We start from the raw sequence: 19,226 nt of genomic DNA on the forward strand, positions 1-19,226 counted from the left end.
GATTTATTCCGCCACGCGCGCGGACTTGTCGGTCGAGGCTTCCGACCATTCGCCGACGACGCGATCGAGATCGCAGAGGTTCTGGTGCATCTGCTCCAGCGAGAAGCCGATGGCGAAGAAACGCTCGGCGGTGTCGCCGGGCTGGCCACGAATCAAGCCGTCATGACGGACGGCGGCAACGGCCTCGGCATAATGCTGGAGCGCGACGTGCACGGGATGGATCGCCGGCGCGCCGGCACCCTCGCGCAAGGCCGCAGCGGCGGAGCGAAGGAATCGCGCGATCACGGTCGAGACTTCCGTCAGCGGGGCTGCAAGCCGCATCTGCACCTCGGCCGGCAGCGGCACCACCGTGGCACGGCCGATCATCACGACGTCATGGCGCAGCCGCAACACGGTGCGCAGCAGCGGGCCGGTATCGGGCCCGCTCGACAGTCGCGCGGAGCGCTCACGCTCGGCTTCGGCGCCGATGGCATTCATGCCCACCATTGCCGTGCCGATGCCGTCCTGGATCCGGTGCAACGCGTCGTTGTCGCGGCCGCGCGTGAGCCCCGCGAGCAGTTCGGTGAAGGCATCCGCGATCAGTTCGAGCAATGTGGCCGCGCTGGCGCGGATCTGCCGCACCGCGCGCGACGGCAGCACCAGGAATGAGACCAGCAGGCCAGTGATGGCGCCGACCCCGACCTCGCTGACGCGGTCGATCGCCGACGCCAAGGGATCGGAATGATGCATGGTCGGAACCAGCAGCACGATGATGGCGGTCACCGTGGCGGCGTTCAGGCTTGGGTTGATCGCCGCCACGAAGGCGAGCGGCGCGACCGCCAGCACCAGCAGCCCCAACAAACCAACTTCGGTCGAATAGGGGATCAGGATCGCGATGGCGCCGCCATAGAGGGCGCCGCCGATGGTGCCGAGCACGTAGTCGCGCGTCGCCTTCAGCGAGCGGCCGACGCTCATCTGGGTCACGATCAGCGAGGTCAGGACGGCCCAGAGCGGCAACAACAGATGCAGCGCGGTGGCGATCGCATAGGCCGCCACCGCGGCCACCGTGACCCGGATCGCCAATCCGAGTTGCGTCCGCCGCGACCCGATCCGGTCGAACAGCTGTTTTGCAAATGCCATCGTCTGACGTCCCGATCCTTTTGCGGCCAGGCAAAAGCATGGCTGATGCCCGCGGCCCCAAGGCCGCTTGAAAGGCCAAATCAGCCCGCCTAACTTGCGCGCCAAAACGAGGAAACACGATGGCTCACGAAACCGCAACGCTCGCCGCCTATGTCGTCAATCTGAAGTACCAGGATATTCCGGCGGAGGTGCTGGATCGCGCCAAGGTGCTGACGCTGGACTTCCTCGGCAGCGCCATCCGGGCCCGCAGCGAGGCGGAATCCACCCCCTCGATCCTGAAGATGCTGGAAGCGCTCGCGCTCGACACCAAAGGCGAATCCACCGTGTTCGGCGACAGCAAGACCTGGACGCCGGCGGTCGCCGCCCTCCTCAACGGCGCGCTCGGCCATTCCCTCGATTTCGACGACACCCACGCGGATTCCTCGCTGCATCCGAGCGCGCCGGTGGTTCCGGCCGCCTTCGCCGTCGGCGAGATGGTCGGCGCGTCGGGCCGCGACGTGCTGACCGCGATCGTGGCGGGCTATGAGGTTTGCTGCCGGCTCGGCAACGCGCTCGACCCGACCTCGCATTATGCGCGCGGCTTCCATCCGACCGCGACGGCCGGCACCTATGGCGCGGCGGCCGCCGCCGGCAAATTGTTCGGCCTGTCCGAGCAGCAGATCATCGCCGCGTTCGGCGTCTCCGGCAGCCAGGCCGCGGGCTCGCTGCAGTTCCTGGTCAACGGCGCCTGGAACAAGCGCTACCAGGTCGGCGCCGCCGCGATGAATGGCGTGATCGCCGCGACGCTGGCGCGCAACGATTTCGTCGGCGCGACGGAATCGGTCGAGGGCAAGCACGGCCTGCTCGCCGGCTACACCGACGATGCGCATCCCGACAAGGCCGTGGCCGAGCTCGGCAAGACCTATGAGACGATGAAGATCGGCGTGAAGCCGTATCCGAGCTGCCGCTACACCCATGCTGCGATCGACGCGCTGATCGCGATGCGGCGCGAGCACAATCTGACGCCGGACCAGGTCAAGCGCGTCGAGATCGGTTTGCATCGGAACGGCATCACCTTGACCGGCGATGCCGCGACCAAGCGGCATCCCACCTCGATCGTCGGCGGCCAGTTCTCGATGTTCTTCACCGGCGCGCTCGCGCTCGACCAGGGCTCGTTCGGCTGGGACGATTACAACCGCCTGGGCGACGCCGCCATCGACGCGCTCGCCGACAAGTTCGACGTGGTGCAGGACGACCGGCTCGAGGTCGGCCGCACCCATCCGTTCGGCGCGCGCGTCAGCATCACGACGGATGATGGCGTGCATGAGCGGCTCTATGCCGACCCCTCGGGCGAGCCGAATTCTTTCCCCGATGCGCAGGCGATGCAGCAGAAGTTTCTGACGCTGGCGCGCCCGGTGCTGAACGCGCGCGCGGAGAAGTTTGCGGACGCGATCATGACGCTGGAGCGGTTCGACCGCGTGGCAAAGGCCACGGAGCTGGGGAGGTAGTGGGCGCTTACCCTCCCCTGGAGGGGGAGGGTCGGCACGCGATCGAGCGAAGCGAGATTGCGTGACGGGGTGGGGTGATCTCTCCACATGGGACTGTTCGTCGCGGAGAGACCGTCACCCCACCCCGCTCGCGCTGCGCGCGATCGACCCTCCCCCTCCAGGGGAGGGTAAGAAAGAGCTCAATCCACCCCCGCCATTGTCCCCTTCTCGCGCGTCACCGCCACCACATCCCGCACCAGATCGAACACGCCGTCCGCTTCCGGCGGCCAGTTCGGCGAGCGGCCCAGCCGCACGATCACCAGACGCTCCGACGGGATCACGATCGTGTACTGCCCGATCGTGCCCTTGGCGAAGAAAGCATCGCGCGGCCAGCCGTGCTCCACGCGGAAATTCGCGCCAAAACTGTCGCCCCGGTTGGTCCAGAAGCCGGCGCCGATGCCGACCCAGGCATTCGGCGTGGCCGCAGCCGAGTAATTCACCCAGCCTTCCGGCAAAATACGCTTGCCGCCGGCGACGCCGTCATTGAGATAGAGCTGACCGAAGCGCGCCCAGTCGCGCGCGGAGGCCAGCATCTCGCTCGATCCCTCGATCGTGCCGGCGCCGTCGAGCTGGAGCGTGACGTGGCGCATGCCGAGCGGCGCAAACAACTCACGGCGCGCGAAGCGCAGCGCATCGGCGGGGTTGCCGCCGGCGGCATTGCGGATCAGGTGCGCGAGTATGATGGTGTTGCCGTCGTGATAATTCCACACCGTGCCCGGCGCGGTCGCAAGCGGCATGCTCGCGGCATAGGCGGCCATGTCGTCCTCGATGAATTTCATGCGATTGACCGGTTCGAAGGCGGAACCGAGCGAAGCCTGCAGCGAGCTGCCGAGCGCGAGGCCCGCGGTGTGGCGCAGCAGCTGGTCGACGATGATGGCGTGGCGGGGATCGTCCGGATTTGTCCAGGCGGCGACCGGCGCGGGCTCGTCGAGCTTCAACTTGCCCTGGCGCACGAGAATGCCTGTTAGCGCCGAGATCACCGACTTCGTCATGGAGAAGCCGAGCAGCGGCGTCTCCGGCCCGACACCATCCGCGTAACGCTCGGCGATGACATGGCCCGACTTCATGACGACGATGGCGCGGGTGCGGCGATAAGGCGGTTGCGCGGGTTCGGTGAAGGCGCGATCGAGTGCGGCCGATAGCCCCTCGCTTTGCGGCACAATCGAAGGTCCCGCGATCTCCGGGAGCAATGCGGGCTGCTTGTCCTCCGCCGGCGGCGCAACGTCGGCGATATCAGCGCCGTGCTCGAGCGTACAGCCCAGCCCCTCGCGATAGACGGCATGGCTGCGGCCGAGGCCGAACAGCGTCACGGTGACGTCCTTGCGCACCCGGTCGATCCGGTAGTCCATCGCCCAGGTGATCAGGCTAGTCCCGGGCATCGCGTCGGTGGTCTCGGTGAACGTGCGCTGCGGATCGAGGCCGGAGACAAATGTCTCGGCGCAGAGGATGTCGGCGAGGAAGCCGGTGGCGACCTGCGGCGCATTGCGCGCGCGAGCCGCGCCGAATGCGAGGCCGATACAAGCGACGGCGGTGGTGAGGAGGATGATCTTGCGGCTGCGGGTCACGGGCTTTCTCCGGCTTCGGGGAACGTGCCGGGAGGAAGCCGGAGCGGTCGGAGGAGCGCTCGCCGGATTCGGAAAATGGACTGGCTGAAACTGAACCGGGCTGGTCGATTCTGGAATTTCGGCGTGATTAGAAAGGCTTAGAACTTACGCCGCGCTCACCTTCAGCCGCCTATATTCCGTCGGCGTCACGCCCGTCACCGCCTTGAAGGCGCGGTTGAAGGGACCGAGCGACTGGAAGCCGGCATCCATCGCGATGGTGATGACGGGGACCTCGACCTGCGCGGGATCGGCGAGCGCGGCCTTGGCTTCCTCGATCCGGTGGTTGTTCAGGAACACATTGAAATTGCGGTAGCCGAGCCGCTGGTTGATCAGCCGGCGCAGCCTGTATTCGGGAATTTTCAGCCGGCCCGCCAGCACGCCGATGGTGATGTTTTCCTGGCGATAGATCCGCTCGTCCGCCATCAGCCGCATCAGGGCATCGACCAGCTTCTGGTCGGCGGCTTCATCGGTGGCTGCGGGATGGCTCGGAATGACAGCTGGCGTGATTCCCGTATTCGCCGGAAACAGGTCCGCGCCATCGACACGCATCATCGCGTAGGCGATGGCCGCGACGACGCAGGCCAGCACGCCGGCATTGATGGTGTTGGCGGCATCGCCGACGTCGCTGCCGGCGACGGCAATCTGGAGCAGCGCGTTCAGTCCACCATAGAGCGCGGCGGCGCAGACGATAAAGACGCGAGCGCGCCGCCGGCGCTCGACCAGATCGGCCGGCCACGAGGCGATCGTCTGCCCTACCGCGAGCGCGATGAAGCCGAGCACGATCAGGTTCACCACGGTGACCGAGAACCGCACGTGGCCGCCCGGCGCGATCCAGACGCACCCGGCGAAGCTGAACGCTGTCACCAGAGCCCAAATCAGCCCGTGCCACCAGCGCAGGCGAAAATCGTCGTCGAACAGCGCGCGCGTGAACAGCCAGAATACCACGATATTGCCGGTCGACAGTGCGATCAGCGGCGCATGCCAGGCCGGCACCAGCGACGTCACGCCGACCGAATAGCTCACCGCATGCGCGGCCGAGCCGAGCGCGAAGGCTGCGCCGAGGCGAGCCGCCAGCACGTTGCGGAAGTCCGAGAACAACGATGCCGCCAACACCAACAGCAGCGCCACGGCGCCGGCGCGGAAGGCAAGTTCGAGATGGGCAAGCAGCATCCGGTCGACCCGATCGCGCACGCGCGCGCGTGACGCGAACCTAGTTCAGATCAAAGACCGATTCAATTTCGCCGGGTCCACGCGGCGCGCGACGTGATCCAGGCGTCGGCCGGCTTGCCGAACAGATCGATCTCGCGCTCCTTCCGGGCTCCCAGGCTGCGCGCCACGCCCTGCGACGGCGTATTCGTGCTCTCGATACAGTGCATGATCTCGTCGATCTCAAAGCTATCGAACACCCAGTCGATCGACGCGCTGGCCGCCTCCACCGCATAGCCTTTGCCGCGGAATTCCCTGGCAATGCCCCAACCGACCTCGAAGCCGGGCCAGCCCGGCGGGCACCACGGACCAACCCGCCCGATGTAGCTGCCGCTCGATTTCTCCTCGACTGCAAACATGCCGAAGCCGTGGAGCGCCCAGTGCCCGGAGATCACGGCCGCATTACGCCAGCCGGCAATCTCGGTCGTGACCGGCTTGCCGTCGGCGGCGATGAAGCGGGCGGTGCCGGGATCGGACAGCATCGCGGCGTTCGGTGCAATATCGCCCGCGCGCCATGGCCGCAGGATCAAATGTTCCGTCTCGATTCTGGGGCCTGAGACCTCGAGCAGCCTGGCGCCTGGCTTGAGCGGTGGGATCATCGGTCTTCTCCCGTTCCCGACATTGTTCTGTTACGATCATACCAGCAAGAAACAGGAGACCAAGATGAGCTGGCAACCCTCAAACGATCCCGTGCTCGGCGATCCCATGTCCTGCGACGCACTCGATCTCGTCATCGTGCCGCGCACCCGCGACCTCGGCGACGGATTCGTGGTGCGGCGCGCGCTGCCACATGGCAAGCGGCAGATGGTCGGGCCCTTCATCTTCTTCGATCATTTCGGCCCGGTGCAGTTCGTCTCCGGCAAGGGCATGGACGTGCGGCCGCATCCGCATATCGGGCTTGCCACAGTCACCTATCTGTTCGACGGCTCGATCATGCATCGCGACAGCGAGGGCAACGTCCAGGAGATCGCACCCGGCGCGATGAACTTGATGACCGCCGGGCGCGGCATCGCCCATTCCGAGCGCACCCCGGACGCGCAGCGCGCCTCGGGGCAGCAGATGCTCGGCCTGCAAAGCTGGATCGCGCTTCCGGCCGGATCCGAAGAGATCGCGCCGTCGTTCCAGCACTACGGCGCCGGCGATCTGCCGATGATCTCCGAGCGCGACTTTACCGCGCGGGTGATCGCGGGCTCCGCCTTCGGCATCACCTCGCCGGTGACGATGGTCTCGCCCTGGTTCTACACCGAGGTCACGGCGGTCGCGGGCGCCAGCGTGCCGCTCGACCCCGACCACGAGGAGCGCGCGATCTATGTCGTCGACGGCGAGGTCGAGATCGCGAACGAGCGTTATGAGGGGCCGCGGCTGCTGATCTTCCGGCCCGGCGACCGCATCACCGTGAAGGCGCTGAAGGCAACGCGCATGATGTTTCTCGGTGGCGATGCATTGGAAGGCCCGCGCCACATCTGGTGGAATTTCGTCTCCTCCAGCAAGGAGCGGATCGAGCAGGCCAAGGAGGACTGGAAAACCGGCCGCTTCGCCGCAGTTCCGCAGGAACATGAGTTCATTCCGCTGCCGGAATAGGCTATCCCGATTTAGGCCGTACCATCCAGTGCGGCCTGAATCTCCTGTCCGATGGACTTGTCTGCGAAGGCCCTGCCGATGACCGCCATGCTCTCCAGCGACCTGCCCCTGCCCAAGATCGGGCGCGGCAAGGTGCGCGATATCTACGCCGTCGACGACGACCGCCTGCTGCTGGTCACCACCGACCGCATCAGCGCCTTCGACGTCGTGATGGGCGAGACCATCCCGATGAAGGGCGCGGTGCTGACTCAGATCAGCGCATTCTGGTTCAACGAGCTCGAAGGCGTGGTGCCGCACCACATGATCAGCGCCGACGCCGACGAGATCATTGCCGCCGTGGCGGCCTTGAAGCCGCATCGCGCCGAGATCCTCGGCCGTGCCATGCTGTCGCGCCGCACCACCGTCTTCCCGATCGAATGCGTGATCCGCGGCTATCTCTCGGGATCGGCCTGGAAGGAATATGCCGCCAGCGGCACGCTGGCCGGCGAGAAGCTGAAGGCGGGCCTCGTCGAGAGCGAGAAGCTCGCGCCGTCGATCTTCAGCCCGGCGACCAAGGCCGAGACCGGCCACGACGAGAACATCACCATCGCGAAGATGCGCGAAGTCGTCGGCGACGAGGTCGCCTACACGCTCGAGAGCATGACGCGCGCGGTCTATACGCTCGGCGAGGAGCTCGCCCGCGAGCAGGGCATCATCATCGCCGACACCAAGTTCGAGTTCGGCCGCGACAAGGACGGCCGCATCATCCTGATCGACGAAGTCATGACGCCGGATAGCTCGCGCTTCTGGGCGGTCGATGCCTACAAGCCCGGCCAGCCGCAGGCGAGCTTCGACAAGCAGCCTTTGCGCGATTATCTCGACGTCGAGCGCCACGCCGGCCGCTGGAATGGCGACGCGCCGCCGCCCCCGCTGCCCACCAGCGTCGTGGATGCAACCAGCAAGCGCTATCTCGAAGCCTACAGGCGCGTGACGGGGAAAGAGCTGAAGATCTAAGCCCGGCTGTTCCGTCTCGCTCCGTCATTGCGAGCGAAGCGAAGCAATCCAGAGTCTTTCCGCGGTAACGGTCCGGATTGCTTCGTCGCTTCGCTCCTCGCAATGACGGAATTGGAAAGCTGTCCGCTACACCCTCAACTGTCATCGCCCGGCTTGACCGGGCGATCCAGTATTCCAGAGACGGCGATGGGATACGGAGAGGCTGCGGCGTACTGGATTCCCCGCTTTCGCGGGGAATGACAGCGGTGAGTGTGGAGGCTTCGGTTTTTCTGTCCACCATATGGTTGACCGTTCACTCGCCGTGAATGGTCATCCGCACCGCCAAACTGTCGGATATTTCACAGTTACAAGAATCCAGTTGCGCTAAGCCCGTACTCGTCTACGTCTCGGGACGGGACTTTTCAGGGGCGAGCGCAACGGCGTGACCGATCCAGCAATTATTTTCAGTCCGGCTCCACGATTCAATCCGGCCCTCAAGCGTGCGTTGAATGATATATTGGGCGGAACGGCGGCCAGCGTTCTGACCGTCACCTTCGGGCTGTCCTATTCGCTGCTGATCTTCGCCGGGCCGCTCTCGCCTCACCTGTCCTACGGAATCACGGCGACGTTCGTCAGTTCCGCGGTGCTTGCGGTCGTCATCGGGCTCGGCAGCTCCCTGCCCTTCGCAATTGGTGCTCCCGACAGCTCGACAGCGGCGGTGACGGGAATCCTGGCGGCCTCGGTGGTCGAACGCCTCGAGACGGCGAACCTGTCGGGACCGCTGCTCTCGCCGGTTCTGATCACGCTCGGCCTGTCGACGGTGCTGACAGGATCGGTGCTGTGCGGATTGGGCCTGACGCGGCTGGGCCGCGCCATCCGCTACGTGCCCTATCCCGTCGTCGGCGGCTTCCTCGGCGCCACCGGACTTCTCATCGCCCTGGGCGCGGTGCGGGTGATCACCAACTACCCGCTACAGTTCACGACGCTGCCGCACTTCACCAACGGCACCACATTGCTCGAGCTGGGCGCCGCCTGCGCGATGGCGCTGGTGCTGTACCTGACCTGGCATCGCTCGCGCAGCCCGTTCGGACTGCCGATCATCCTGGTCGGCGGCGTGCTCACGGCGCATCTGGCGTTCTGGATCACCGGCGTTTCATTCGATCACGCCCGCGCCCTGGGCTGGACGTTTCAGCCGCCGCCGCAGGCGGTCTTCGTGCTGCCCTGGCACACCGACGATCTCGCCCGCTATCCCTGGTTTGCCGTGCCGGACCTGCTCGGCAACGTGGTTGCCGTCATCTTCGTCACGGCATCCAGCACGCTGTTCAACACCACCGGCATCGAGGTTGCCGCGCATCGCGAGGCCAATCTGGAGCGCGAGCTGAACGTCACCGGCGCCGCCAATATCATGACCGGCATGCTGGGTGGCTATGCCGGCTGCAGCTCGATCAGCCGCACGATCCTCAATTTCTCCAGCGGCGGCCGCGGGCGCTTGTCCGGCCTTACGGTCGCGGCGCTGTCCCTGCTGATGCTTGCCATCGCGCCCGATCTGCTCGGCTTCATCCCGAAATTCGTCATCGGCGGCCTTCTGCTCTATCTCGGCGCCGACCAGCTCCACAAATGGATCATCGAGTCGCGCAAGCGGCTCTCGAAGCTCGAATATCTCTCGCTGATCGCCATCATCGCGATCATCGTCGCCTGGGGCTTCGTGCCGGGCATCCTGATCGGCGTGATCATCGGCTGCGCGACGTTTGCGTTCAGCGCCGCACGGGTGGAGTCGATCAAGTACAGCTTCGACGGCTCGGAGTATCGTTCCTCGCTCGACCGCTCACGCGACGACCAGGACGTGCTGCTGGCCCATGGCGGCAACATCCAGGGCCTGAACTTGCAGAGCTATCTGTTCTTCGGCTCCGCCAACCGGCTCTACCAGCACGTCAAGCAGCTGCTCCAGGAGCGCCCGGAGTGCCGCTATCTGCTGTTCGACTTCAAGCTCGTCACCGGCGTCGACTCCTCGGCCGCCTACAGCTTCGCCCAGATCAAGCGCAGCGCACATGACCTCGGCGTCGAGCTGATCCTGGTGCATCTGTCGGCGGCGGCCGAGAAGGTGCTGCGCTCCAGCGACTTCGTCGGCGAGGGCGTCACCATCATCGGCGAGCTCGATCATGCGCTGGAATGGTGCGAGAACGAGATCATCTCGCAGCATCAGGGGCGGGAGCAGGAAGAAGCCAGCCTGCGCGACTGGTTCACCGGGATACTCGACAGCGAGGCCGACGCCGACGCGCTGATCCACCGCTGCCAGCGCCTCGAGGTCGAGGCCGGCGACATCATCGTGCAGGCCGGCGACCCCGCCGATTCCATGCATTTCATCCTCGAGGGACGCGTCGGCATCATGGTCCCCGCCGACGACGACCGCACCACGCGCGTGCGCAGCCTGGGGCGCTACACCACGATCGGCGAGATGGGACTGGTGTCGAACACGCCGCGCAGTGCGACGATCCAGGCCGAGGTCGCCAGCGTCCTCTACGTGCTCAACACGCTTCAGTTCGACGCCATCAGGGACGAGGACCCCGCGCTCAGCCACAAGCTGCTGACCTATTTCGTGTCGGTGATGGCCGAGCGGCTGACATTCGCGAACAGGACGATTGCGGTGCTGAGACGGTGATCAATACGTAACCCAGAAAGTCGTCATGCCCGGGCTTGTCCCGGGCATCCACGTTCTTTGTATCGCCCGACAAGACGTGGATGGCCGGGACAAGCCCGACCATGACGAGGAGGAAGCAGCGACCGCCTACCCCCCGCCATCATCGACGCTCGGCGAGCGCTACCCGTCTCGCGTCAGATGAGCTCCGCAGACCAGGGCTCATGGCGGATCTCGAACGACTGTCCTTGCTTCGACAGCCTGGCGAACCCGGGAAAATTCAGATGCATTCCAGCGACGAGTTCTCCGGTCGCGGACACTCTTTCCAGCATTTTCCTGCGGGTCTCTGCGGCCGCCTGCGGATCCGCATCGAACGCAATCGTCACTTCGGGCCGGGACACCTGGATATCCGGATAATGAACGATGTCACCCCAGATGAGCAGGGACGCACCGCCGCCATCGATCCGATAGCCGCTATGCCCCGGGGTGTGGCCGGGCAGACGTTCGATCTCTATGCCCGGCGCGACTTGCCCGGCGCTGACCGTCCGCCGCCGGGCGCCATAGGCCTCGAATACGGCACGGGCGGCGTGAAAGAACGGCTTGACCGGATCCGGGGCCTGATTGAGGTTCGCGTCATCCGTCCAGAAGGCGAACTCGGCGTCGTGCATCACGATCTCGGCGTTCGGAAACTGAGGCGCCGACGGCAAGGCCCCGACGAGACCTCCGATGTGATCCGGATGGGCATGGGTCAGGAGGATCTGGTCGATTGCGAGCGGGTTCACGTTGGCAGCGGCCAGCGACGCGTGCAGTCGCCCTCCCCAACCGTTGATGCCGCCGCCACCGCCATCCACCAGTATGGTCCGGTCTCTTCCCTCGATCAGATAGGCGCTGACAGTCATCGCAGATGACGACGGACGTCCCGCCGCCACCGTCATGCTCATCGCCTCGTCAGGTCCTATTCCGGACAGGAGGTCGAACGGCACAGCTACGATGCCGTCGACGATAGCGGTGACGACATAGTCGCCGATTTTCCGTCGGTTCAGGCCGGGAGCCTGCCAGGCGTTCGAATTCGTCATTCCCATCACCCCTAACTGCGTCGCGAACTTCAGACAGTGACGACGATCTTTCCGATCTGCTCATTCGACTCCAGGAAGCGCGTCGCCTCCCGGATCTGTTCGAACTTGAAGCTTCGGGAGATCAGCGGCTTCAGCTTCCCGGATGAAAGGCCTTCCGAGATGAACGCCTTCGCACGCGCCAGCGCTGCGTCGTCATGCACGACTTCGTTGTACAAATATCCCTTGATCGTCAGGCTCTTCCCAAGCACGGCGAATTGGGGGAACGCGCCAATGTCCGGGCTCAAGGCGCCGTACTCGAGCAAAATTCCCCGATGTGACATCACATGCGTCAACTGCTCGATGGCAGGGCCGCCGATCGGATCGAATATGACGCGCGCTCCCTTGCCGCTCGTGATCTCCATCACCCTCGCGACGAGATCCTCTTCGGCGGTTGCGACGACGTGATGGGCACCCGCATCCAACAGCGCCTTGCTCTTCGCGCTGGTCCGCGTCGTCGCGATGACTGTCGCTCCTACCGCACGCGTGATCTGAAACGCCGCAGTCCCGACGCTGCTGGATGCCGCCGTTACGACCAAATAGTCGTCCGCCTTCAACTTCGCCTGCTCGATCAGCGCGCCCCACGCGGTGACATATTTCATCCACGACGCAGCGGCTTGCTCGAAGGTGAGGTTTTGGGGATGCACCACCAGGTGACGGGCCGGAATATTGATGACTTCGCCGTATGTGCCCCATCGCGCCATGTCTTCGGTCGGAATGACACTCACCGACTGGCCCGGACGGAAATCGCGCACGGACGCGCCGACCGTTTTGACGACACCAGCCGCTTCGTAGCCCAATCGGCTGGGCAATCGTGCCTGTTGGACATAGGCGTTGCGGCGAAACATCACCTCGGCTCGATTGAGCCCGATCGCCCGCACCTCGATCTGGACTTCGTCGGCATCGGGAGCCGCGACATCGACGTCCTCGATCTTGAGAACATCGGCATCACCATATTCGTGAAAGCGAACGACGCGCGCCATCTAATGTCTCTCCGGATTATTCGGCTTCGGAAATAGCTTTCCCCTTTGTTCGTCAGAAGTGGTGAAATTCGAACTTGATTGTTATGCTATCTAGTAACAATCAAGGACGGGCTCGATTGCCCCGGACGGAGAAGACGCGTGGATTTCCTGCAGCAATTGAGGGTCTTCGTCGCCGTGGCGGATAACAGGAGTTTCACTCGGGCGGCCGAGGCCCTTCGCGCGACCCGACCGACGGTCACGAACGCCGTGAACGAACTGGAAGAGTCGATCGGCGCGAGGCTGCTGCATCGAACGACGCGGCAGACCTCCCTGACGAGTGAAGGGCGGTTGTTCTATGATCGCTCGGTCGCAATATTGAACGAGGTCGGTCAGGCGCGTAACCTGTTTGGCGGCGTGGGCGACGCTCCGAAAGGACGCCTGCGGGTCGATATCCCGGTCGCGATCGCGAAACCGCTGATCATTCCCAATCTTCCGGACTTCCAGGCGAAATACCCGGACATCGATCTCATTCTTGGCGTCAGCGATCAGCCGGTCGATCTGATCGCGGAGGGTGTCGATTGTGTTCTGAGGATCGGCGACCTGCCGGTCAGCAGCCTCGTCGGGCGCGTTCTCGCCAAGATGGCCATGTTGATCTGCGCATCACCGGTTTATCTCGACAGGTTCGGCGCTCCGGAAACTGTCGAGGACCTGCGTGGCCATCTCGCGGTCAACTATTTCTCAGGCAGGGGCCATATCGCCATACCCTGGCGCCTCCCGCGGGGAACTGACGAGCGCGAACTTCGCCTTGAAACCGGTATCCTCGTGAACGACACGGAGGCCTTCGTTGCGTGCGTTCTCGCCGGCATGGGGCTCATCCAGGTGCCCGGTTGCGTCGTCAAGGACTACTTGAACAGCGGAGAGCTCGTGCGGGTCCTCCCGAAGTTGCGGCCCGTCCATCGCCCGCTGTCGATCATGTTTCCGGCACGCGAGCATCTTGCGCCTCAAGTACGGGTATTCATAGATTGGGCGAAGAGCATCGTCGCCGATGTGGACAGTCCCTGGCTCAGCCCACCTTGAACTGCGTTACTGATGCCGCTCGTCATGCCCGGACTTGTCCCGGGCATCCACGTTCTTTGTCCAGCGGCGTGAGTCGTGGATGGCCGGGTCAAGCCCGGCCATGACGGTGTGGAGACCGCTAGGCCCTCACACCCCCGCCATCATCACGTATTTGATCTCGACATATTCTTCCATGCCGTGACGCGAGCCTTCGCGGCCAAGGCCGCTTTCCTTGACGCCGCCGAAGGGCGCGACTTCGGTGGTGATCAGGCCGGTGTTGACGCCGACCATGCCGGACTCAAGCGCTTCGGCGACGCGCCAGACGCGGCCGAGATCGCGGGAGTAGAAGTACGAAGCCAGGCCAAACGGCGAGGCGTTGCACATCGCAATGACATCGGCCTCGTCCTTGAAGCGGATCACCGGCGCGAGCGGACCAAACGTCTCTTCCTGCGCCACCAGCGAGTCCGGCTTGACGTCGGCGAGCACGGTCGGCTCGAAGAACGAACGTCCGAGCTCGCTGCGCTTGCCGCCGGTGACGACCTTGGCACCGCGCTTGACGGCGTCCGCGATGTGGCGCTCGACCTTGTCGACCGCTTTCAAATTGATCAGCGGGCCCTGCGTGACGCCGCTCTCGGTGCCATCGCCGATCTTCATCGCCGCGACCTTCTTCGAGAGCTTCTGCACGAACTCGTCGTAGATCTTGTCCTGGGCGTAGATGCGGTTGGCGCAGACGCAGGTCTGACCCATGTTGCGGTATTTCGAGACGATCGCGCCTTCGACCGCGGCATCGATATCGGCATCGTCGAACACCACGAACGGCGCATTGCCGCCGAGCTCGAGGCCGAGCCGCTTCACGCCGACGGAAGCCTGCTGGTAGAGGATCTTGCCGACCGCGGTCGAGCCGGTGAAGCCGACGAAGCGCACCGCCGGATGCTCGCACAGCACCTTGCCGATCGGCGGCGCGTCACCGGTGATGATGTTGAGCACGCCCTTGGGCACGCCGGCCCTCTCGGCGAGCACGGCCAGCGCCAGCGCCGAGAGCGGCGTCTCGTTGGCGGGCTTCAGCACCACGGTGCAGCCGGCCGCCAGCGCCGGCGAAACCTTGCGGGTGATCATCGAGTTCGGGAAATTCCACGGCGTGATGGCGCCGCAGACGCCGATCGGCTGCTTGATCGCGAGCAGGCGCGCATCGGGCCGCTGCGTCGGGATGGTCTCGCCATAGACGCGACGGGCTTCCTCGGCGAAGAACTCGATATAGGCGGCCCCGATATCGACCTCGCCGAGCGCTTCGGAGAGCGGCTTGCCCTGCTCGGAGGTCAGGATCAGCGCGAGATCCTCGCGGTTGGCGATGATCAGCTCGAACCATTTGCGCAGGATGTTGGAGCGCTGCTTGGCGGTGTGCTTGGCCCAGGCCGGAAAGGCGCGCTCGGCGGCTTCGACCGCCTTGGTCGTATCGTCCGCACCGAGTTGCGGGACTTTCGCGAGCTCGATGCCGGTCGCGGGATTGTTCACCGCGAAGACCGGCGAGCCGACCCAGGCGCCGTCGATGTAGCAGGCCTCCTTCAGCAACGACGGATCCTTCAACCGGTCGCGCAGATTGGACGAGGCTTGCGGGGCGCGTGCGGCGGCAGTCGGGGTCATGGCGTTACTCCTCGGGGCGCGATCGGATCGGCCCGGAATATAGGGACAGACGGCGCGCAATGCACCGTCCCACAACGCACATCTGCTGGGAGTTAAAGTGGCAACGGCGCGGTTATGCCGCGCCACTCATGTAGGTCTCGCGCCGGCCGATCATGCGCTCAGCGGCTGCCTTGGCGTCCGCCTTCGAGGACGTCGCGCACGTCCGGTATTCGAGATCGGGAACGTCGGAGGTGTCGCGGCGGCCGAACCAGGATTTCGAGCCCACCGGCAGCAGCGCCAGCGCCTGCGCCAGATTGTCGACGGCGCCGAACGAATAGAGCGCGCCGGTGCCGGCGATCCGGACCTCGTAGATGCCGGGCGAAATCGGCGCCTCGAGATTGTCGCCCCGTCCGGGACGGGGATAGCGCTTCCATTCGCTCCAAGTCGAAATCATCTAAGGTCCCCCTCGCGGTCGTGAACGACCGCCAATATTTGCATCAAGTCTTAACGTTGGCCGTCGATTGGCCGCGTGCGAAAACGCCGCAACGCACAAAATGTTTCAAGTGCTTCAAACACGTGAAACATATCGCCAGAGCCCATCCACGGTCACGGTGAGTTGCGGCCATCCACCGCAGATTGTGACGGAGTGTTGCAGTTCAGCCCCCTCTCGTCGGGCGCACGCCGCGGACCGTCAAGTCACGACATCGCGACCGGCGCGGGCATCTGGACGCGCTTGCCGCGCGGACCGTGCAGGAGGACAATCATTCGCTTCCAACAATAATCAAACCGGAGGAAACGCGAATGCAAAGCAGAGCCCAGATCGACGAGATCCTGAGCCGGAAGAGCGACGCCAAGGAGATTCCCGGCGTCGTCGCGATCGCCGCCAGCGGCAACGACGTGATCTATCAAGGCGCGTTCGGCAAGCGCGACCTGTCCAAGTCCGATGCGATGACTGACGACAGCGTGTTCTGGATCGCCTCGATGACGAAGGCGGTGACTTCAGCGGGCGCGATGCAACTCGTCGAGCAGGGCAAGCTGTCGCTGGATGCGCCGATCGGTTCGGTGCTGCCCGACCTCGCCAAGCCGCAGGTGCTCGAAGGTTTTGATGCTAAGGGCGAGCCGAAACTGCGGCCGGCGAAGGGCGCGATCACGCTGCGCCAGCTCATGACCCACACCGCCGGCTTCGCCTACAACATGTGGAACGGAGATCTTGCGGTCTATCTGGAGAAGGCCGGGATTCCTCCGATCACCACCTGCCAGAACGCCGCACTGAAGACGCCGATCATGACCGATCCCGGCACGCGCTGGGAATACGGCACCAATATCGATTTCGTCGGCAAGGCCGTGGAGGCCGTCAGCGGCAAGCGGCTCGACGCATATCTGCGCGATAATCTGTTCGCCCCGCTCGGCATGAGCGACACCGGCTTCAAGATCACCGACGCCATGCGCAAGCGCCTGGTCGGCATGCATGCGCGCGGCGAGGACGGCCAGCTTGGCGCGATTCCGTTCGAGCTGGAGCAGAACCCCGAATTCCACATGGGTGGCGGCGGCCTCTATTCGACCGCGGCGGACTACATCAAGTTCACCCAGATGGTCTTGAACAAGGGCCGCGGCAACGGCAACCAGGTGCTGAAGGCCGAGACGATCGCCATGATGGGGCAGAACCAGATGGGCGATCTCAACATGACCAAGCTGGCGACGGCGGCGCCGATCTACACCAACGACGTCGATCTCTACCCGGAGCAGGCGAAGAAATGGGGCCTCAGCTTCATGATCAACACCGCCAGGACGGCGGAAGGCCGCAGCGCAGGCAGCCTTGCATGGGCGGGCCTCGCCAACACCTACTACTGGATCGATCCGGCGCGCGACGTCACCGGCGTGATCCTGATGCAGCTGTTGCCGTTCGCGGATGGAAAGTGCCTGGAGGCGTTCGCGGGCTTCGAGCGTGGTGTCTATGCCGGGCTCGATGCGGGCAGCGGGAAGAGGGCGGCCTGAGGGCGAGTCGAGTTCTCCCCACACGTCATGGCCGGGCTTGTCCCGGCCATGACGACCGAAAAAGATCGCACTGACTATCTTTGACGAGAGGACTTCGAATTGTCAGATCAAGCCGACAGCTATGTTTGCGGCATCTCGGACACGCCGCTGCTCGGCGAAACCATCGGTCGCAGCCTCGACCACGCTGTGCGGCGCTGGGGCCATCGCGAGGCGCTGGTCTCGCCCAGCCACGGCGTGCGATGGACCTGGACCGAATTCGCCGAACGGGTCGACGCGCTCGCCGCCGGCTTTCTCGCGCTCGGCCTCGAGCGGGGGCAGCGGATCGGCATCTGGTCGCTGAACCGGCCGGAATGGACGCTGACCCAGTTCGCCGCTGCCAAGGCCGGCCTGATCCTGGTGACGATCAATCCCGCCTACCGCTTGAGCGAGCTGGAGTTCGCGCTGCGCAAGGTCGGTTGCAAGGCGATCGTCACGGCGACCGCGTTCAAGACCAGTCAGTACATTGAGATGCTCAACACGCTGCTGCCGGAACTGGCCGGCGCCGAGCCCGGAAAACTAACCGCAGCGCGACTGCCGGACTTGCGGATGGTGATCCAGATCGGTGGCCCCGCGGCATCAGGCACGATCCCGTTCGAAGAGGTCGCGCGCATGGGCGGAGCGCAGCATCGCGAGCAGCTCATTGCACTCGGCGCTGCCTTGCAATTCGACGATCCCGTCAACATCCAGTTCACCAGCGGCACCACGGGATCGCCCAAGGGCGTGACGCTGACGCACCACAACATCCTCAACAACGGCTATTTCACGGGACGTGCGATGCACCTGACCGAGCAGGATCGCATCTGCATTCCGGTGCCGCTCTATCACTGCTTCGGCATGGTGATGGGCAATCTCGCCTCCGTCACGCTCGGCACGACGATGGTTTATCCCGGCGAGGGTTTCGATCCGCTCGCGACGCTGCGCGCGGTCGAGCAGGAAAAGTGCACGGCGCTGTACGGCGTGCCGACGATGTTCATCGCGGAGCTCGATCACCCCGAATTCCCGAAGTTCGACCTGACATCGTTGCGCACCGGCATCATGGCGGGCGCGCCCTGCCCGATCGAGGTCATGAAGCGCGTCAACACCGAGATGAACATGCGCGAGGTCACCATCGCCTACGGCATGACCGAGACCAGTCCGGTCAGCTTCCAGAGCGCGACGGACGACCCGCTCGAACGGCGCGTCTCGACCGTCGGACGGATCCATCCGCATGTCGAGGTCAAGGTCGTCGATCTCGAGGGCAGGATCGTCAAGCGCGGCGAACGCGGCGAGCTCTGCACCCGCGGCTACAGCATCATGCTGGGCTATTGGGAGGAGAAGGAAAAGACAGGCGACGTGCTCGACGCCAATGGCTGGATGCACACCGGCGATCTCGCCACCATCGACGACGAGGGCTATTGCAACATCGTCGGCCGCATCAAGGATCTGGTGATCCGCGGCGGCGAGAACCTCTATCCGCGCGAGATCGAGGAGTTTTTGTATCGCCACCCCAAGATTCAGGACGTCCAGATTTTTGGCGTGGCAGACACCCGCTATGGCGAGGAGCTCTGCGCCTGGATCCGCGTCAGGCCGGGCGAGATGCTGACGGCCGAAGAGGTTCGCGCGTTCTGCGACGGCCAGATCGCGCACAACAAGATCCCGCGCTATGTGGAATTCGTCGAAGAGTTTCCGATGACCGTGACCGGCAAGATCCAGAAATTCGTGATGCGCGATGCGGTGGAGCAGCGGCTGGGATTGCAGGCGGCGAAGACGGCGTGAGGGGCTGAGTGCTCTCGCCACAGCACGACTGTCATTCCCCGCGA

The 19,226-nt window shown here is 64.7% G+C and carries 15 protein-coding genes; 7 read left to right on the forward strand and 8 right to left on the reverse strand.

The features are described from left to right. Positions 1 to 3 precede the first annotated feature (3 nt). Complete coding sequence (locus AB7008_RS00065) at positions 4 to 1,119, reverse strand: FUSC family protein (RefSeq protein ID WP_248880595.1); 1,116 nt, start codon at positions 1,117 to 1,119, stop codon at positions 4 to 6. Positions 1,120 to 1,238: 119 nt separating this feature from the next. Between AB7008_RS00065 and AB7008_RS00070 the strand changes: the two genes are divergently transcribed. After that, positions 1,239 to 2,606 (forward strand): MmgE/PrpD family protein, encoded by a 1,368-nt coding sequence (locus AB7008_RS00070; protein WP_028155377.1) that lies wholly within the window; start codon positions 1,239 to 1,241, stop codon positions 2,604 to 2,606. A gap of 179 nt (positions 2,607 to 2,785) precedes the next feature. Here the strand turns inward: AB7008_RS00070 and AB7008_RS00075 are convergent, their stop codons facing one another. From AB7008_RS00075 to AB7008_RS00085, 3 genes are all read right to left on the reverse strand, one after another. Continuing rightward, the gene (locus AB7008_RS00075; RefSeq protein ID WP_441258232.1) at positions 2,786 to 4,210 is read right to left on the reverse strand and encodes a serine hydrolase domain-containing protein; all 1,425 of its coding nucleotides are present in this window, start codon (positions 4,208 to 4,210) and stop codon (positions 2,786 to 2,788) included. A gap of 144 nt (positions 4,211 to 4,354) precedes the next feature. Next, positions 4,355 to 5,419 carry a helix-turn-helix domain-containing protein gene (locus AB7008_RS00080; protein WP_304494301.1) on the reverse strand — a complete coding sequence of 355 codons (1,065 nt, stop codon included), beginning with the start codon at positions 5,417 to 5,419 and terminating at the stop codon, positions 4,355 to 4,357. A gap of 62 nt (positions 5,420 to 5,481) precedes the next feature. Then, positions 5,482 to 6,054 carry a GNAT family N-acetyltransferase gene (locus AB7008_RS00085; RefSeq protein WP_028155382.1) on the reverse strand — a complete coding sequence of 191 codons (573 nt, stop codon included), beginning with the start codon at positions 6,052 to 6,054 and terminating at the stop codon, positions 5,482 to 5,484. Between the two features lie 64 nt (positions 6,055 to 6,118). Here AB7008_RS00085 and AB7008_RS00090 point away from each other — a divergent pair, with 64 nt between their 5' ends. The 3 genes from AB7008_RS00090 (at position 6,119) to AB7008_RS00100 (ending at position 10,667) form a co-directional block, all read left to right on the forward strand. Beyond that, a complete protein-coding gene (locus AB7008_RS00090; RefSeq protein WP_028155383.1) occupies positions 6,119 to 7,036 on the forward strand; it encodes a pirin family protein in 918 nt (305 codons plus the stop codon). Between the two features lie 78 nt (positions 7,037 to 7,114). Continuing rightward, positions 7,115 to 8,029, forward strand: coding sequence for a phosphoribosylaminoimidazolesuccinocarboxamide synthase (locus AB7008_RS00095; protein ID WP_304492144.1), 915 nt, complete (start codon positions 7,115 to 7,117; stop codon positions 8,027 to 8,029). A gap of 421 nt (positions 8,030 to 8,450) precedes the next feature. Next, the gene (locus AB7008_RS00100) at positions 8,451 to 10,667 is read left to right on the forward strand and encodes an SLC26A/SulP transporter family protein (protein WP_304492145.1); all 2,217 of its coding nucleotides are present in this window, start codon (positions 8,451 to 8,453) and stop codon (positions 10,665 to 10,667) included. Between the two features lie 173 nt (positions 10,668 to 10,840). On the opposite strand, the gene AB7008_RS00105 is transcribed toward AB7008_RS00100, so the two are convergent. After that, entirely contained in the window at positions 10,841 to 11,719 is an 879-nt protein-coding gene (locus AB7008_RS00105; RefSeq protein ID WP_441258233.1) for an MBL fold metallo-hydrolase, read from the reverse strand. Positions 11,720 to 11,748: 29 nt separating this feature from the next. Continuing rightward, on the reverse strand, positions 11,749 to 12,738 hold the full coding sequence (locus tag AB7008_RS00110; protein WP_304492147.1) for a zinc-dependent alcohol dehydrogenase family protein: 990 nt from the start codon (positions 12,736 to 12,738) through the stop codon (positions 11,749 to 11,751). A gap of 138 nt (positions 12,739 to 12,876) precedes the next feature. Here AB7008_RS00110 and AB7008_RS00115 point away from each other — a divergent pair, with 138 nt between their 5' ends. Then, complete coding sequence (locus tag AB7008_RS00115; protein ID WP_441258234.1) at positions 12,877 to 13,794, forward strand: LysR family transcriptional regulator; 918 nt, start codon at positions 12,877 to 12,879, stop codon at positions 13,792 to 13,794. 126 nt (positions 13,795 to 13,920) lie between these two features. Here the strand turns inward: AB7008_RS00115 and AB7008_RS00120 are convergent, their stop codons facing one another. Continuing rightward, a complete protein-coding gene (locus AB7008_RS00120) occupies positions 13,921 to 15,414 on the reverse strand; it encodes an NAD-dependent succinate-semialdehyde dehydrogenase (RefSeq protein WP_304492149.1) in 1,494 nt (497 codons plus the stop codon). A 112-nt stretch (positions 15,415 to 15,526) separates the two neighbouring features. After that, complete coding sequence (locus tag AB7008_RS00125; RefSeq protein WP_028150598.1) at positions 15,527 to 15,847, reverse strand: hypothetical protein; 321 nt, start codon at positions 15,845 to 15,847, stop codon at positions 15,527 to 15,529. 347 nt (positions 15,848 to 16,194) lie between these two features. On the opposite strand from AB7008_RS00125, the gene AB7008_RS00130 reads away from it, so the two are divergent. Next, a complete protein-coding gene (locus AB7008_RS00130) occupies positions 16,195 to 17,388 on the forward strand; it encodes a serine hydrolase domain-containing protein (RefSeq protein ID WP_441258235.1) in 1,194 nt (397 codons plus the stop codon). Positions 17,389 to 17,487: 99 nt separating this feature from the next. Beyond that, positions 17,488 to 19,182, forward strand: a complete 1,695-nt coding sequence (locus AB7008_RS00135) for an AMP-binding protein (RefSeq protein ID WP_441258236.1) — start codon at positions 17,488 to 17,490, stop codon at positions 19,180 to 19,182. The last annotated feature ends 44 nt before the right edge of the window (positions 19,183 to 19,226 follow it).

The organism is Bradyrhizobium sp. 521_C7_N1_3, from assembly GCF_052075975.1.
GTDB lineage: Bacteria > Pseudomonadota > Alphaproteobacteria > Rhizobiales > Xanthobacteraceae > Bradyrhizobium > Bradyrhizobium japonicum.

Coding starts and splice junctions, on each gene's coding strand:
- AB7008_RS00065 (WP_248880595.1), bottom strand. CDS start 1,119: ATGGCATTTGCAAAACAGCTGTTCGACCGGATCGGGTCGCGGCGGACG.
- AB7008_RS00070 (WP_028155377.1), top strand. CDS start 1,239: ATGGCTCACGAAACCGCAACGCTCGCCGCCTATGTCGTCAATCTGAAG.
- AB7008_RS00080 (WP_304494301.1), bottom strand. CDS start 5,419: ATGCTGCTTGCCCATCTCGAACTTGCCTTCCGCGCCGGCGCCGTGGCG.
- AB7008_RS00085 (WP_028155382.1), bottom strand. CDS start 6,054: ATGATCCCACCGCTCAAGCCAGGCGCCAGGCTGCTCGAGGTCTCAGGC.
- AB7008_RS00090 (WP_028155383.1), top strand. CDS start 6,119: ATGAGCTGGCAACCCTCAAACGATCCCGTGCTCGGCGATCCCATGTCC.
- AB7008_RS00095 (WP_304492144.1), top strand. CDS start 7,115: ATGACCGCCATGCTCTCCAGCGACCTGCCCCTGCCCAAGATCGGGCGC.
- AB7008_RS00105 (WP_441258233.1), bottom strand. CDS start 11,719: ATGACGAATTCGAACGCCTGGCAGGCTCCCGGCCTGAACCGACGGAAA.
- AB7008_RS00110 (WP_304492147.1), bottom strand. CDS start 12,738: ATGGCGCGCGTCGTTCGCTTTCACGAATATGGTGATGCCGATGTTCTC.
- AB7008_RS00120 (WP_304492149.1), bottom strand. CDS start 15,414: ATGACCCCGACTGCCGCCGCACGCGCCCCGCAAGCCTCGTCCAATCTG.
- AB7008_RS00125 (WP_028150598.1), bottom strand. CDS start 15,847: ATGATTTCGACTTGGAGCGAATGGAAGCGCTATCCCCGTCCCGGACGG.
- AB7008_RS00130 (WP_441258235.1), top strand. CDS start 16,195: ATGCAAAGCAGAGCCCAGATCGACGAGATCCTGAGCCGGAAGAGCGAC.